Source organism: Nocardia sp. NPDC050718 (assembly GCF_040654235.1).
Lineage (GTDB): Bacteria > Actinomycetota > Actinomycetes > Mycobacteriales > Mycobacteriaceae > Nocardia.
In genome coordinates this window covers 120,133-133,857 of record NZ_JBFAHQ010000001.1, presented here as the reverse complement: position 1 = coordinate 133,857, position 13,725 = coordinate 120,133, and the positions used below count along the sequence as shown (strand labels likewise).

Sequence of the window (13,725 nt, the reverse complement as noted above, 5' to 3'; positions counted from 1 at the left end):
GGAGTTCGTTGCTTCACGTGAAACGTCGCGGTCAGTCGCTGACCGAGGCGAAGCCGTTGACGACGAGGGCGTCGTAGACGTCGTGGGGATTGGTGCCCAGGTCCCAGCGGCCGAAGATCAGCAGCCGCTCCGAGCCCTCGTGCTGGACGTCGATCTCGAGCATCGCCGATTTCCGGCCGAGACGCCGGTAGGAGACCATCCGGATCCGATCGATCCGGTCCAGCGGGTAGGTCTTGGGGCCGGTCAGCGTGCCGACTATCAGGCGTGGCGCCGGACCGCCGACCATGGTCAGCCGGGGGCGCTGCCGGACACCGAGCGCCGCCATGGCCAGGACCGCGACCGCGGCCAAGCCGACGAGCAGCCTGCTCGGTCCGTCCTTGGCCAGCACCGCGGCGACGACCAGAATCAGGCCGCCGCCGGACACGGCGAGCAGACCGGCGGTGGGAGTTGTCCACGACGTGCTGCCGGCGGAATCCACAGCGTTCACGCGGCTTCGTCCCCCGTTGCTCCTCGAGTTGTCCACAGCTTCATCCACAGGTGTGCATGAATAACACCGGTGTAATCCGGTGCGCCGCGCTCGGTCAGCGCCATCGCATGGTCATGATCAGGCCGATGACCATCAGGCCGAACCCGATCAGGAAGTTCCAGGCGTTGAGATCGTTCATCCAGCCGATGTGCTCGGCGGCCAGGTAGTACACCAGCAGCCACACGAGCCCGGCCAGCATGAAGCCAAGCATGATCGCGACGTACCAAGCCGGCGACGGGCCCGCCTTGACCTTCACCGGGGTGCGGCTGGCAGGGCTCGGGGTGTAGTCGGCCTTCTTACGGACCTTGGACTTGGGCATGACGTCCTCGAATTCGGGATACAGGTAACTCCTAGGCTATCCCACCAGGTAATGGATGCGACGACCTACGGGGTCGCCACGTACCCTCGACGCATGCGTGTATTGGTCGTCGACAACTACGACAGCTTCGTGTTCAACCTGGTGCAGTACCTCGGCCAGCTTGGTGCCGAGGCCGTGGTCTGGCGCAACGACGACCAGCGCCTGGCCGACCTGGACACCCTGCTCACCCGCGGCGACGCGGGCGGCACCTTCGACGGCGTGCTCGTCAGCCCCGGCCCCGGCAGCCCCGACCGCGCCGGCGCCAGCATTCCGCTGGTCCACGCGGCCGCGAAGCACCGGATGCCGTTGCTCGGCGTGTGTCTCGGGCACCAGGCGATCGGCGAGGCGTTCGGCGGAACGGTCGACCGCGCGCCCGAGCTGCTGCACGGCAAGACCAGCGAGGTCTTCCACATCGGCGCGGGCGTGCTGGCCGGGCTGCCCGACCCGTTCACCGCCACCAGGTACCACTCGCTGACCGTGCTCCCGGAGACCATGCCGGCGGAGCTGGAGGTCGTCGGGCACACCGAGAGCGGCATCGTGATGGCCATGCGCCACCGCACCCTGCCCATCCACGGCGTGCAGTTCCACCCCGAGTCGGTGCTCACCCAGGGCGGCCACCGGATGCTGGCCAACTGGCTCGAGGTATGCGGGCAGCGCCCCGCCGAGGCCTTGGTGTCGGCGCTCGAAGCGGAAGTCGCCGCGCTGGCGATCTCATAACGCGATGGCACAGGAGAGTGACACCGCGCGGCCGTACGTGCTGCTGTCGGTGGCCGCGAGCCTGGACGGCTACATCGACGACGCGAGCGCGCAGCGGCTGCTGCTGTCCAACAGCGCCGACTTCGACCGGGTCGACCAGATCCGCGCCGAATCCGACGCGATCCTGATCGGCGCGCGGACGCTGCGGACCGACAACCCCCGGCTGCTGGTCAACAGCGCGGTGCGCCGAGCCGACCGGGTGACGGCCGGCAAACCCGAATACCCGGTGAAGATCACCGTCACCGCGTCCGGCGAGCTCGATCCGGAGCTGCGGTTCTGGCACACCGGCGGCGACAAGCTCGTCTACACCACCGACACCGGCGCGGCCCGCCTCGGCGACCGGCTCGCCGGGCTGGCCGATGTCGTCGCGCTCGGCCGGGAACTCGCGCTGGCCGCCCTCCTCGACGACCTGGGCGCGCGCGGGATCGGCCGGTTGATGGTCGAGGGCGGCACCGGGATGCACACCGGCTTCCTCGCGGCCGATCTGGCCGACGAGATCCGGCTCGCGATCGCGCCGATCCTGGTCGGCGACCCGGCCGCCCCGCGCTTCGTCGGCCCGGCCCAGTTCCCCGGCGGTGCACAGCGACGGCTCCGGCTGGCGGGTGTGGAACAACTTGGGGATGTCGCTGTGCTGAAGTACCTGGTCAGCCCCGGCGGCGCGCTGCTCCGCTAACCGGCCCTGTGGTCGAAATCATGTTTGCGACCTGGGGAAATTCCGCTGTCCACAGCTTGTCCGGCGAATCGCTGCACACCTGAACATGACCGAATCCACATCGTGCGACAGTTGTGGATAACTCCCGACCGGCAGGGGAATCCGATGACCGCAGGCAGTGCCGAGAGCACCGACCACCGATTCATGCACAGGGCGATCGAACTCGCCAGGAACTGCCCACCCAGCCCGACGGCCTATTCGGTGGGCGCGGTGATCGTCGCCGACGGTGTGGAGATCTCGACCGGCTACTCCAGGGAGACCGACGAGAAGGTGCACGCCGAGGAGTCGGCGCTGAACAAGCTCGACCCGGACGACCCGCGACTGACCAGGGCGACGATCTACAGCACGCTCGAACCGTGCTCGACCCGCGCCACCGCGAGCAGGCCGCCGTGCACCGACCGCATCCTGGCCGCCGGTATCCCGACCGTCGTCATCGCCTGGCGTGAGCCGAGCCTGTTCGTCGCCGCGTGCGAGGGTGTGGACAAACTCCGCAGGCACGGCGTGCGGGTGCTGGAGCTGACCGACCTGGCCGCCGAGGCCATGTCGATGAACTCCCATCTCGATCTGAGCTGAGGCTCAGGGCCGCCCGTAGATGGCGGTCACGAACTCGCCGAGCTGATTGTCGTCGAGGTGCCGGGCCAGATCGGCCTCGCTGATCATGCCGACCAGCCGCTTGTTGTCGATCACCGGCATCCGCTTGACCCGATGGCCTTCCATCTGGTCGAGCACGTCCTCCACGTCGGCGTCCGCGCTGACCCACCGCGGGGTCGACTCGCACAGCTCGGCCGCGGTCGTGGTTTCGGGGGACAGGCCGAGCGCGATGCACTTCACGACGATGTCGCGATCGGTGATGATGCCGCACATGCGCTCGTCGTCGTCGGCGACGACGAGCGATCCGACACCGAGATCGGCCATCGCCGTCGCCGCGGTCGCCACGGTGTCACCGCGGGTGATCCACTGCGCGCCGGGCTTCATGATGTCCCTGGCCGTGGTCATAGGGGCTACCTCCTCGTTCAGCGGTGCTGGGTGGGATGAAGCAGCCTCATTCTGCGCCCGCCGCGTCGCGGCAGGTGGGTTCTCCACGCAATCGAGACCTCGCGATCTCAGCGCGGTAGCGGCGAAGCACCCACCTGCAGCACGACGTTGCCGGTGATGGTCACCGAGGAACCCGCGGCCGGACTCTGGCCGACGATCTTGCCGGAGGCACTGCTGTCCAGCGTGATCACCGTGGTCTGGCTGAGCTGACCGGTCCAGCCGAGCGCGCGCAGCTTTTCCTGCGCCTGCGTCGGGGTGAGCCCGGTCAGATCGGGAACCTCGATCCGGTCACCGGCCGAGACCTGCACGGTGATGGTCGAGCCCTTCTCGGCGTTGCTGCCGCCGGTCGGGTTGGTGGAGAGCACCTGTCCCTTCGGCGCGCTCGACTTCACTTCCTGGATCTCGACCTTGAACCCGGCGCTGTCGACCAGGTTCGGCTGGGCGATCGAGATGTCCTGGCCGACCACCGTCGGCACCCGGACCTGCTCGGGACCCGAGCCGATGGTGATCACGATCGGCTGATCGATGTCGACCCGGACGCCCGCGCTCGGTTCCTGCGCGATCACCTTGTCGGTCTCGGCGGTGCTCGACGCCTTGCGCGGCGGGTTCGGGCTCAGGGTCAGCCCGATCGAGTTCAGCTTCTGCTCGGCCTCGGCCTGGGTCAGCCCGGACAGCCGCGGCACCTGCACCTGGGTGGGTCCGGTCGACACCTGCATGGTGACGGTGCTGCCCTCGTCGATCCGCGAACCGCCGAGCGGCTGGGTCGCGATGACATTGCCGACGGCGACCTTGCCGTCCGCCTTCTGCTGGGTGGCGACGTGGAACCCGGCCTGCTGCAACGCGGTCTGGGCCTGCTGCGACGACTGACCCGACACATCGGGGACAGCCACCTGGTCGGCCTTGCTGCCCGGTCCGACCAGCACCCAGAACAATCCGAAGGCCACCGCGAGCGCGGCGGCGACGCCGAGCGCGATCAGTCCGGTGCGGTTGCGGCCCTCGGCGGGCGGCGCGATCGCGGCCTGCTCGGAGGTGTCGTCGCGGCGGTCACGGAACGACCGCGGGGCGGGCTCGTCCTCGTAATCCATGATGGTGGTGCGATCTTCGTCGTTCATCACCATCGGCGCGCTCGGCTTCTGCCCGCCGAGCACCCGGATCAGGTCGGCGCGCATCTCCGCGGCCGTCTGGTACCGGTTGGCCGGGTTCTTGGCCATCGCCTTGAGGATCACCGAGTCGAGTTCGCGCGGCACGCCGGGATTCACCGACGACGGCAGCGGCGGATCCTCCTTGACGTGCTGGTACGCGACGGCGACCGGTGAGTCACCGGTGAACGGCGGCTGCCCGGTGAGGATCTCGAACAGCACGCAGCCGACCGAGTACACGTCCGAGCGGGCGTCGACGGTCTCGCCGCGCGCCTGCTCCGGCGAGAGGTACTGCGCGGTGCCGATCACCGCGGCGGTCTGGGTCATCGGGTTGGAGCTGTCGGCGATCGCGCGCGCGATGCCGAAGTCCATCACCTTCACCGCGCCCGCGCGGTTGATCATGATGTTGGCGGGCTTCATGTCGCGGTGCACGATGCCGGCCTTGTGGCTGAAATCGAGCGCGGCGCACACGTCGGCCACGACTTCCATCGCCTTGCGCGGCGCCAGCGGACCCTTGCCGCGGACGATGTCGCGCAGGGTGTCGCCCTCGACGTACTCCATGACGATGTAGGGCAGCGGGCCGCCGTCGACGGTGGCCTCGCCGGTGTCGTACACCGCGACGATGGCCGGGTGATTCAGCGCGGCCGCGTTCTGCGCTTCCCGCTTGAACCGCAGGTAGAACGTGGGATCGCGGGCCAGATCGGCCCGCAGCACCTTGATCGCGACGTCACGCGAGAGACGCACGTCGCGAGCCTTGTGCACCTCCGACATGCCGCCGAACCCGATGATCTCGCCCAGCTCGTACCGCGAGGAGAGATTCTTCGGGGTCGTCATGGCTGTCCTTGTGGCGGAGTGTTGTCGACGGTGATGTTCGGGCCGAGGGCGTTCGGGGCGTCCGGGAACGGCAGGTCGAGCGTGGGCAGGCGGGGCCTGCCGTTGACCGTCGTCGTCCCGCCTGCCGGCGTGGTGGTGGTGGTCGGCTTGGTGGTCTTGGTCGTCGTCGGCGGCTTGGTGGTCGTCGTCGGCGGCTGCGTCGTGGTGGTCGGCGGCTCCGTCGTTGTCGTCGGCGCCTCGGTGGTGGTCGTCGGGCGCGGCGCCTCCGTCGTCGTCGGCGGGGCCTCGGTGGGCGGCACGATCGGCGGCGGGAACGACTTGGTGGTCACCGGCGGGGGCAGCGGTTTGGTCGTCTGCGTCGTGGTGGTCGTGGTGCCGGAGTCGCGATTCGGCTCACCGCCGAACAGCACCCAGAGCACGACACCGCCGAGCAGCAGCGCGCCGACGCCCAGGGCGATCAGCCACTTCTGGTTGTTCTTGGCATTGCTGCTGCCTGCGATCGCCGCGGGCGCGGCGGCCTGCGTCGCCGGGCCGGTGTAGCCGCCACCCGGGGTGATCGGCTGCGGGGCCTGGTTGCCGAAGCGCATGGTCGCGCCGTCGTACTCGGCGCCGGCGGCCGCCGGGATCACCATGGTCGGGCCGGGCGGCAGCACCCTGGTCGCGCCGGTCATCGGGGGCGCGGCGCCGGCGGGCGGCGGCGGCATGTGTCCCGCGCGCACCGCGGCGACGGCATCGGCGAACTCGCCACCGCTGCTGTAGCGCTGGGTCGGGTCCTTGGCCATCGTGATGGCGATCAGCTCGTGCACGTTCGCGGGCAGATCGGCGGGCATCGGCGGCGGCGCGTCGCGGACGTGCTTCATCGCGACGGTGATGGCGCCGTCACCGGTGAACGGGCGCACGCCGGCGAGGGCCTCGTAGCCGACGATGCCGAGCGAGTAGACGTCGCTGGCCGCGGTGGCGTCCTCGCCGACGGCCTGCTCGGGCGCGATGTACTGGGCGGTGCCCATCACCATGCCGGTCTTGGTCACCGGCGAGGCGTCGACCGCCTTGGCGATGCCGAAGTCGGTGATCTTCACCTGGCCGGTGGGCGTGACCAGGATGTTGCCCGGCTTCACGTCGCGGTGCACCACGCCTGCGGCGTGCGCCACCTCGAGCGCGCGACCGGTCTGCTCGAGCATGTCCAGGCCCTGGACGACCGAGAGCCTGCCCATCCGGTTCAGCACCGCGTTGAGCGGTTCGCCCTGCACGAGCTCCATCACCAGGTACGCGGTCTCGCCACCGGAGGGGTCGGTGGTCTCGCCGTAGTCGTAGATGCCGGCGATGCCCGGGTGGTTCAGCTGGGCCGTGGTGCGCGCCTCGGTCCGGAACCGCTGACGGAAGGTCGGGTCGGCGGAGAACTCGGTCTTGAGGACCTTGACCGCCACCCGGCGGTCGAGCCGGGTGTCCATCGCTTCCCACACCTGACCCATGCCGCCCGTGGCGATGAGCCGTTGCAGGCGGTATCGGTCGGCAATCATGGCGCCGTTGTTCAGCATCGGGGCCCCCGTGTTGTCACTCGCACACTCATTTCGTTCAGCCCCCTGCCAGACCCGCGTCCAGCACCGACCTGGCGATCGGTGCCGCCACCGAGCCACCGGTGGCCTGGAGAGCCCGGTCGCCGCCGTTCTCGACGATCACCGCGATGGCGATCTTCGGGTTCTGGGCGGGCGCGAAAGCCATATACCAGGCGTGTGGCGGGGTGTTACGGGGATTGCTGCCGTGTTCGGCCGTTCCGGTCTTGGACGCGATCTGGTACGGCGACCGGCCACCGCCCGCGGTATTGGCCTCCGAGGCGACCATCAGATTCGTCAGGGTCGACGCTACCTGGGGACTCACCGCTTGTCCGACCGAGACGGGCTTGGTCTTGCTGAGCTCCGACAGGTCCGGCGCCTGGGTCTGATCGACCAGGTACGGCTGCATCCTGGTGCCGCCGTTGGCGATCGTCGCCGCGACCACCGCGATGTCGAGCGGGGTCACCGCGACATCACGCTGACCGATGCTGGACTGCCCGAGCGCCGCGTTGTCCGGGATCGGGCCGACGGTCGACTCCGCCACCGGGATCGGCACCCCGCGATGCGGGCCGATGCCGAACGCGGCGGCCTCGTCCTTGAGCGCGCTCGCGCCGACCTTCACGCCGAGCTCGACGAACGCGGTGTTGCAGGAGCGGCGGAACGCGTCGTAGAGGCTCGCGGTCGGCCCGTCACCACAGGTACTGCCGCCGTAGTTCTCCAGCGTGGTGCTGGTGCCGGGCAGGGTGATGTTGGGCGCCGCGGTGAACTGGTCGTCGGGACCGGCGACGCCGTTGGACAGTGCGGCCGCGGTGACGATGGTCTTGAAGGTCGAGCCCGGCGGGTAGGTCTGCGAGACGGCGCGATTGAGCATCGGCTGGCTCGGATCGGTGCTGAGCTGCTCCCACGCAGCCCGGCCCGCGGCGCCGTCGTGGCCCGACAGCTCGTTGGGGTCGTAGCTGGGGGTCGAGACCATCGTGAGGATCTTGCCGGTGCTCGGCTCGATCGCGACCACCGCGCCGGTGTAGCCCTTCGAGGTCATCTGGTCGTAGGCGACCTGCTGCATCATCGGGTTGAGCGTGGTGAGCACATTGCCGCCGCGCGGATCGCGCCCGGCGAACATGTCGACGAGCCTGCGGCCGAACAGGCTCGAGTCGTTGCCCGACAGCAGCGGGTCCTCGGCCAGTTCGAGTCCGGTCTTGCCGTACTGCATCGAGTAGAAGCCGGTGACCGGCGCGTACGCGGGCGGGGTGCTCGGGTACTGGCGCAGGTACTTGTACCGGTCGTCGGTGGCGACCGAGCTCGCGAGCACGGTGCCGCCCGCGGAGATCTGCCCGCGCTGGCGCGAGTACTCGTCGAGCAGCACGCGCGAGTTGCGCGGATCGCTGCGCAGATCGTCGGCCTTGACCACCTGGAGGTAGGTGGCGTTCACGAGCAGCGCGACCACCATCACCATCACGGCGACGGCGACGCGACGTAGTGGAGTGTTCATTCGCTCGCCCTGCCTTCCGACCTGCGGAACATCTCGGTCGGCGCCTCGGCGATCGGCGCCGGGCCGCGCTTGCGCACCGGTGCGGGCGCGCGGGCGGCATCGGAGATCTTGATCAGCAGCCCGAGCAACGCGTAGTTCGCCAGCAGCGACGAACCGCCGTAGGAGATGAACGGCGTGGTCAGACCGGTCAGCGGGATCAGCTTGGTGACACCGCCGACGACGACGAAGATCTGGATCGCGATCGTGAACGAGAGCCCGGCCGCGAGCAGCTTGCCGAAGCTGTCGCGCACGGCCAGCGCGGTCCGCAGCCCGCGCACGATGAAGATCAGGAACAGCATCAGCACCGCGGTGAGCCCGATCAGGCCGAGCTCCTCACCGATCGTGGTGACGATGAAGTCGGTCTTGGCGAAGGGCACCTGGTTGGGGCGGCCGCTGCCGAGCCCGGTGCCGGCCAGCCCGCCGGTCGCGAAACCGAACAGTGACTGCGAGATCTGGTAGCCGGTGTTGTGGTAGTCGTCGAACGGGTGCAGCCAGGTGTCGACGCGCACCCGCACGTGCCCGAAGAGCTGGTAGGCGAAGACGAAGCCGAGCACGAGCAGGCCGCCGCCGATGATCAGCCAGCCCACCCGCTCGGTGGCGATGTAGATCATCACCAGCACGGTGCCGAAGATGAGCAGCGAAGTGCCCAGGTCCTTCTCCAGGACGAGCACGCCGATGCAGACGATCCAGACGATCAGGACCGGGCCCATATCGCGCGGGCGCGGGAACTCCATGCCGAGGAAGTGCTTGCCCGCCGCGGTGAACAGATCGCGCTTGGCCACCAGGACGCCGGCGAAGAACACGATCAGCAGGATCTTCGCGAATTCGCCCGGCTGCACGCTGAATCCGGGCAGCCGGATCCAGATCTTGGCGCCGTTGACTTCGGAGAACCGGCTGGGCAGCAGTGCCGGAATCGCCAGCGCGAGCAGGCCGACCAGGCCTAGGGTGTAGGTGTAGCGCGCGAGCGTGCGGTAGTCCCGCAAGACGATGAGCAGGGTGATGAACACCACGATGCCCAGGCCGGTCCACATGATCTGCTGGTTGGCATCGGGGGAGGGAATGGGGCTCGAGTCGTACGCGGCCTTCTGCGCGTCCGCGAGGTCGAGCCGGTGGATCAGCACCAGCCCCAAACCGTTGAGCAGCGCCACGATCGGTAGCAGCAGTGGGTCGGCGAACGGCGCGAACCGCCGCACGGCCAGATGCGCGATGCCGAACAGCGCGAGAAAGGCCAGTCCGTACTTGGCGATGTCCCAGGTGATCGACTGTTCCTGGCTCGCCTCGACGATGAACAACGACACCGTCGTGATCCCCGCCGCCCCCGCCAGCAGCAGCAACTCCTGGTTGCGTCGCGTCGACGGGGGTGGTGCTGGCGCGAATCCGCCAGGGGGGCTGGGGAAAGCCCCAGCCGACGGCGGTGCCGGAGCGGACATCAGTCCGTCACCCGGCAGTTCTCCCCTGAGATCTGCGGAGTTGTCGGGGGCACGGTCGTGGTGGTCGGGGCAGGCGTGGTGGTGGTCGGCGCCGCGGGCTGATCGGGGCCGGGCGTCGGCGCGCCACCGGGGGTCACCGGCGGCTGCTCGGTGGGCAGCACGCCGGGCTGGGGCACCGATTCCTTCTTCGGGCAGGGCGGCAGCAGTTCCTTCTGCAGCAGCTTCATGCTGTCGCGCGCCTTGTCCAGCGAATCCGGCGGCAGGCCCTTCTGGACCTGATCGCGGCCGGTCTGCTTGAGATCGCTGACCATCAGCTTCTTGCAGCCGGCCGGCGCGGACTCGCCGACCTCGACCAGCGTCAGCTCGCCCTTGCTGTTGACGCAGCCGGTGAGCTCCACATCGTGGATCGAGTAGCCGAGGATCGACCCGGGCAGGCCGCGCATCACGACCACCTGATCGTTGTCGGCGCCCACGTAGTAGTTGCTGCGAATCATCTTGTAGCCGACCACGAGTCCGACGGCGACCGCGGCGATCAGCGCCAGCGAGAGCAGCAGCCAGCGCAGCTTGTGCGACTTCGGCTCCGGCGGCGGGGGCGCGGCGGCGGCCCGGCGCGGCTGGGCGCGCGGCGGGCGCATCGCGGCGGCCCGGCCCGCGGCGGTGTTCGGCGGCGGGGTGTCTTCCTCCTCCTCGGTGGAGGCGGCGCCCGCGACGATCGGGTGGCTCTGGCCGTAGTCGAGATCGATCACGTCGGCCACGACGACGGTGACGTTGTCGGGACCACCACTGCGCAACGCCAATTCGATGAGCCGGTCGGCGCACTCGTCGGTATTGCCCTCGCGCATGGTGTTGCCGATGGTCTCGTCGCTCACCACGTCCGAAAGTCCGTCGGAGCACAGCAGATACCGGTCACCGGCGCGGGCTTCGCGCATGATCAGCGTCGGCTCGATCTCGTTGCCGGTGAGGGCGCGCATGATCAGCGAACGCTGCGGGTGGGTGTGCGCCTGCTCGGCGGTGATCCGGCCCTCGTCGACCAGCGACTGCACGAACGTGTCGTCGCGGGTGATCTGGGCGAGTTCCCCCTCGCGCAACAGGTACGCGCGCGAGTCGCCGATGTGCACCATGCCGAGCTTGCCGCCCGCGAACAGGATGGCGGTGAGCGTGGTGCCCATGCCGTCGAGTTCGGGTTCGGCCTCGACGTGGTCGGCGATGGCCGCGTTGCCGGAACGCGTTGCGCGATCGAGCTTGCCGAGGATGTCCTGGCCCGGCTCGTCGTCGTCTAGATGCGCCAGCGCGGCGATCATCAACTGGGAGGCGACTTCACCGGCGGCGTGGCCACCCATGCCGTCGGCGAGGGCCAGCAGGCGTGCGCCCGCGTAGACCGAATCCTCGTTGTTGCCCCGGACGAGTCCGCGGTCGCTTCGCGCTGTGTAGCGCAGAACAAGTGTCACGATCGCAGCTCGATCACAGTTTTGCCGACCCGGACAGGAGTACCGAGCGGAACACGGACGGCGGTGGTGACTTTCGCGCGGTCGAGATAAGTGCCGTTGGTGGAGCCGAGGTCCTCCACGTACCAGTCGTCACCACGCTGAGAGAGTCGCGCGTGCCTGGTCGAGGCGTAGTCGTCGGTGAGTACCAGCGTCGAATCGTCGGCACGGCCGATGAGGACCGGCTGCGTGCCGAGCGTGATTCGAGTGCCGGCGAGTGAACCATGAGTCACCACTAGATACTTGGCGCCCTTCTGGCCTCGGCTGAAGGAAGGCAGCCCGATGGACCCGCGCGCACCGCGTGCGGGTCTCGGCTGAATCCGGATGCCGGATGCCGCGTAGATATCGCTGCGCAAGGTCCGCAGAACGGCCCAGACGAACAACCAGAGCAGCAGCAGGAACCCCGCGCGGGTCAATTGCAGGATCAATCCCTGCACGGCGTTCCACCTCCTGTTCGCCCGGGTACGTCGGTACGGCAGGTGCGGGGCGAACCACCCCCACCAGCGTGCTGGCTTGCGGGCCCCGAGGTCGGGGCCGTGCGTGTGATGGCAGCATCATAGGGCCGACGGCGTCGACTCGTGACCTGCACCGCGCAGCTTACGGGATCAGACGATCCGGATCAGGATCTCCGAATGTCCGGCCCGGATGACGTCGCCGTCGGCGAGCTGCCAATCCTGTACGGGCGAGCCGTTGACCAGGGTTCCGTTGGTGGAACCCAGATCCGAGAGCATCGCGGTCTGACCGTCCCAGCGCACCTCGATGTGGCGGCGCGACACACCGGTGTCGGGCAGCCGGAAGTGCGCGTCCTGGCCGCGGCCGATGATGTTGCTGCCCTCGCGGAGCTGGTACGTGCGGCCGCTGCCGTCGTCGAGCTGGAGGGTGGCCGAGTAGCTGGACTGCGCGGCGCCGTAACCGGCACCGGCGGCGGGTGCCTGGCCGTAGCCCTGCGGCTGGGCGCCGTAGCCGCCCTGCTGGCCGTAGCCCTGCTGCTCCTCCTGGCCGTAGCCGCCCTGCTGGCCGTAACCCTGCTGCGGCTCGGCGTAGCCCTGCTGGCCGTAACCCTGGTCGGCGTAACCGTTCTGGCCGTAGCCGCCCTGCTGGTCGTAACCGGGCTCGGCGTACCCCTGCTGGCCGTACCCACCCTGCTGGCCGTAGCCGCCTTGCTGGTCGTAGCCCTGCTGGCCGTAGCCGCCCTGCTGGTCGTAACCGGGCTCGGCGTAGCCCTGCTGCCCGTACCCGCCCTGCTGGCTGTAGGCCTGCTGGCCGTACCCGCCCTGCTGGTCGTAGCCCTGCTCGCCGTATCCGGGCTGGGCGCCGTAGCCGCCCTGCTGGCCGTAGCCACCCTGACCGCCCGCGTTGTCGTACCCGTTCTGGTACTCGCCACCCTGCTGGCCGTACGCGGCGTCGCCGTAGCCCGGCTGGGCGCCGTAGCCGCCCTGCTGGCCGTACTCGTCGGGGTAGGCACCGCCGGGAGCCGCACCTCGGCCGGCGGGCGGCGGCGCGTACCCGCGATTGCGTGGATCGGACTCCGCGGGCTCTCGGCTCGGCTCGTAGCCTGAGTTGTGCGTCATGGGGCCAGCTCCTGGTTGCGGGTGTGCGGGTCGTTGTGGCGGTTCGGGGCGAGGTGGGGCGGTCCCGCGACCGGCGTCGGGGTCGACGCGGCCGCTCGCTCTGAACATTCCGGTGTGCAGCGTAGGTGATGCCTCGAACGCCACGTGTACTTCGCCGTAGGTCTGCCAGCCCTGCTCGCGGATGTAATCCTGCAGATGTTTGGCGAACGCCTTGGTCGTGAGGTCGTGATCGGCGTCGAGTTTTCCGTGATCGGATTCGTTGATCGTGATCACGTAACTGTTCGGCGCGAGCTTGTGCCCACCGCCCAGATCCTGGATCTGATCTGCGGCTTCGCGCTGCAGCGCGGCCTCCACCTCCTGGGGAACGACGCTGCCGCCGAACGCCCTCGCGAACACATCACCGACGGCGCCCTGCAGGCGACGCTCGAATCTCGACACGATGCCCATCACAGCCCTCCCTTCGGTGCGCGTGTCCGACCAGGTCGACACGCTGGTTACGGCGTGTCCGGACCCGACCACGTTCCTTGCATGATATCCACGATCCTCCAACCCTGTAACTCCCGGCGAACCGCCCCGGTTCCCGAGCCGAATCCGCTCGCATCGCCGCAGGTCAGAGGGTCGATTTTATTTTCAGCGGCGAGGCATGTTAGATTTTTCCAGTCGCTCGGGCGAGTGGCGGAATGGCAGACGCGCTGGCTTCAGGTGCCAGTGTCCGTAAGGACGTGGGGGTTCAAGTCCCCCTTCGCCCACCAGACTAGAGGCTCGATCCATCCGGATCGGGCCTCTAGTCGTTTTTCCGGGG

At 69.0% G+C, this 13,725-nt stretch carries 13 protein-coding genes and 1 tRNA gene; 4 read left to right on the top strand and 10 right to left on the bottom strand.

Annotation, left to right across the window (positions count from 1 at the left end):
* Positions 1 to 31 precede the first annotated feature (31 nt).
* Positions 32 to 478, bottom strand: a complete 447-nt coding sequence (locus AB0H54_RS00635) for a PH domain-containing protein (protein ID WP_357344126.1) — start codon at positions 476 to 478, stop codon at positions 32 to 34.
* Positions 479 to 581: 103 nt separating this feature from the next.
* Complete coding sequence (crgA, locus tag AB0H54_RS00630) at positions 582 to 845, bottom strand: cell division protein CrgA (protein WP_218715976.1); 264 nt, start codon at positions 843 to 845, stop codon at positions 582 to 584.
* Positions 846 to 938: 93 nt separating this feature from the next.
* Here crgA and AB0H54_RS00625 point away from each other — a divergent pair, with 93 nt between their 5' ends.
* The 3 genes from AB0H54_RS00625 (at position 939) to AB0H54_RS00615 (ending at position 2,925) form a co-directional block, all read left to right on the top strand.
* Positions 939 to 1,601 (top strand): aminodeoxychorismate/anthranilate synthase component II, encoded by a 663-nt coding sequence (locus tag AB0H54_RS00625; RefSeq protein WP_357341852.1) that lies wholly within the window; start codon positions 939 to 941, stop codon positions 1,599 to 1,601.
* 4 nt (positions 1,602 to 1,605) lie between these two features.
* Positions 1,606 to 2,313 (top strand): dihydrofolate reductase family protein, encoded by a 708-nt coding sequence (locus AB0H54_RS00620; protein ID WP_357341850.1) that lies wholly within the window; start codon positions 1,606 to 1,608, stop codon positions 2,311 to 2,313.
* A 144-nt stretch (positions 2,314 to 2,457) separates the two neighbouring features.
* On the top strand, positions 2,458 to 2,925 hold the full coding sequence (locus tag AB0H54_RS00615; protein ID WP_357341849.1) for a deaminase: 468 nt from the start codon (positions 2,458 to 2,460) through the stop codon (positions 2,923 to 2,925).
* A 3-nt stretch (positions 2,926 to 2,928) separates the two neighbouring features.
* Here the strand turns inward: AB0H54_RS00615 and AB0H54_RS00610 are convergent, their stop codons facing one another.
* From AB0H54_RS00610 to AB0H54_RS00575, 8 genes are all read right to left on the bottom strand, one after another.
* Positions 2,929 to 3,348 carry a CBS domain-containing protein gene (locus AB0H54_RS00610; RefSeq protein ID WP_218715980.1) on the bottom strand — a complete coding sequence of 140 codons (420 nt, stop codon included), beginning with the start codon at positions 3,346 to 3,348 and terminating at the stop codon, positions 2,929 to 2,931.
* Positions 3,349 to 3,455: 107 nt separating this feature from the next.
* On the bottom strand, positions 3,456 to 5,360 hold the full coding sequence (gene pknB / locus AB0H54_RS00605; RefSeq protein WP_357341846.1) for a Stk1 family PASTA domain-containing Ser/Thr kinase: 1,905 nt from the start codon (positions 5,358 to 5,360) through the stop codon (positions 3,456 to 3,458).
* A complete protein-coding gene (locus AB0H54_RS00600) occupies positions 5,357 to 6,895 on the bottom strand; it encodes a protein kinase (RefSeq protein WP_357341844.1) in 1,539 nt (512 codons plus the stop codon). The genes pknB and AB0H54_RS00600 overlap by 4 nt, the downstream gene beginning before the upstream one ends.
* Before the next feature lie 37 nt (positions 6,896 to 6,932).
* Positions 6,933 to 8,399 (bottom strand): penicillin-binding protein 2, encoded by a 1,467-nt coding sequence (locus tag AB0H54_RS00595; protein WP_357341842.1) that lies wholly within the window; start codon positions 8,397 to 8,399, stop codon positions 6,933 to 6,935.
* The gene (locus AB0H54_RS00590) at positions 8,396 to 9,868 is read right to left on the bottom strand and encodes an FtsW/RodA/SpoVE family cell cycle protein (protein ID WP_357341840.1); all 1,473 of its coding nucleotides are present in this window, start codon (positions 9,866 to 9,868) and stop codon (positions 8,396 to 8,398) included. The genes AB0H54_RS00595 and AB0H54_RS00590 overlap by 4 nt, the downstream gene beginning before the upstream one ends.
* Positions 9,868 to 11,316, bottom strand: a complete 1,449-nt coding sequence (locus AB0H54_RS00585; protein WP_355275384.1) for a protein phosphatase 2C domain-containing protein — start codon at positions 11,314 to 11,316, stop codon at positions 9,868 to 9,870. The genes AB0H54_RS00590 and AB0H54_RS00585 overlap by 1 nt, the downstream gene beginning before the upstream one ends.
* Positions 11,313 to 11,789, bottom strand: a complete 477-nt coding sequence (locus AB0H54_RS00580; protein ID WP_355275386.1) for an FHA domain-containing protein — start codon at positions 11,787 to 11,789, stop codon at positions 11,313 to 11,315. Before AB0H54_RS00580 ends, AB0H54_RS00585 begins: the two co-directional genes overlap by 4 nt.
* Positions 11,790 to 11,957: 168 nt before the next feature.
* A complete protein-coding gene (locus AB0H54_RS00575; RefSeq protein WP_355275388.1) occupies positions 11,958 to 13,370 on the bottom strand; it encodes a DUF3662 and FHA domain-containing protein in 1,413 nt (470 codons plus the stop codon).
* A 219-nt stretch (positions 13,371 to 13,589) separates the two neighbouring features.
* Here AB0H54_RS00575 and AB0H54_RS00570 point away from each other — a divergent pair.
* Positions 13,590 to 13,675: transfer RNA gene (locus tag AB0H54_RS00570), tRNA-Leu, on the top strand.
* The last annotated feature ends 50 nt before the right edge of the window (positions 13,676 to 13,725 follow it).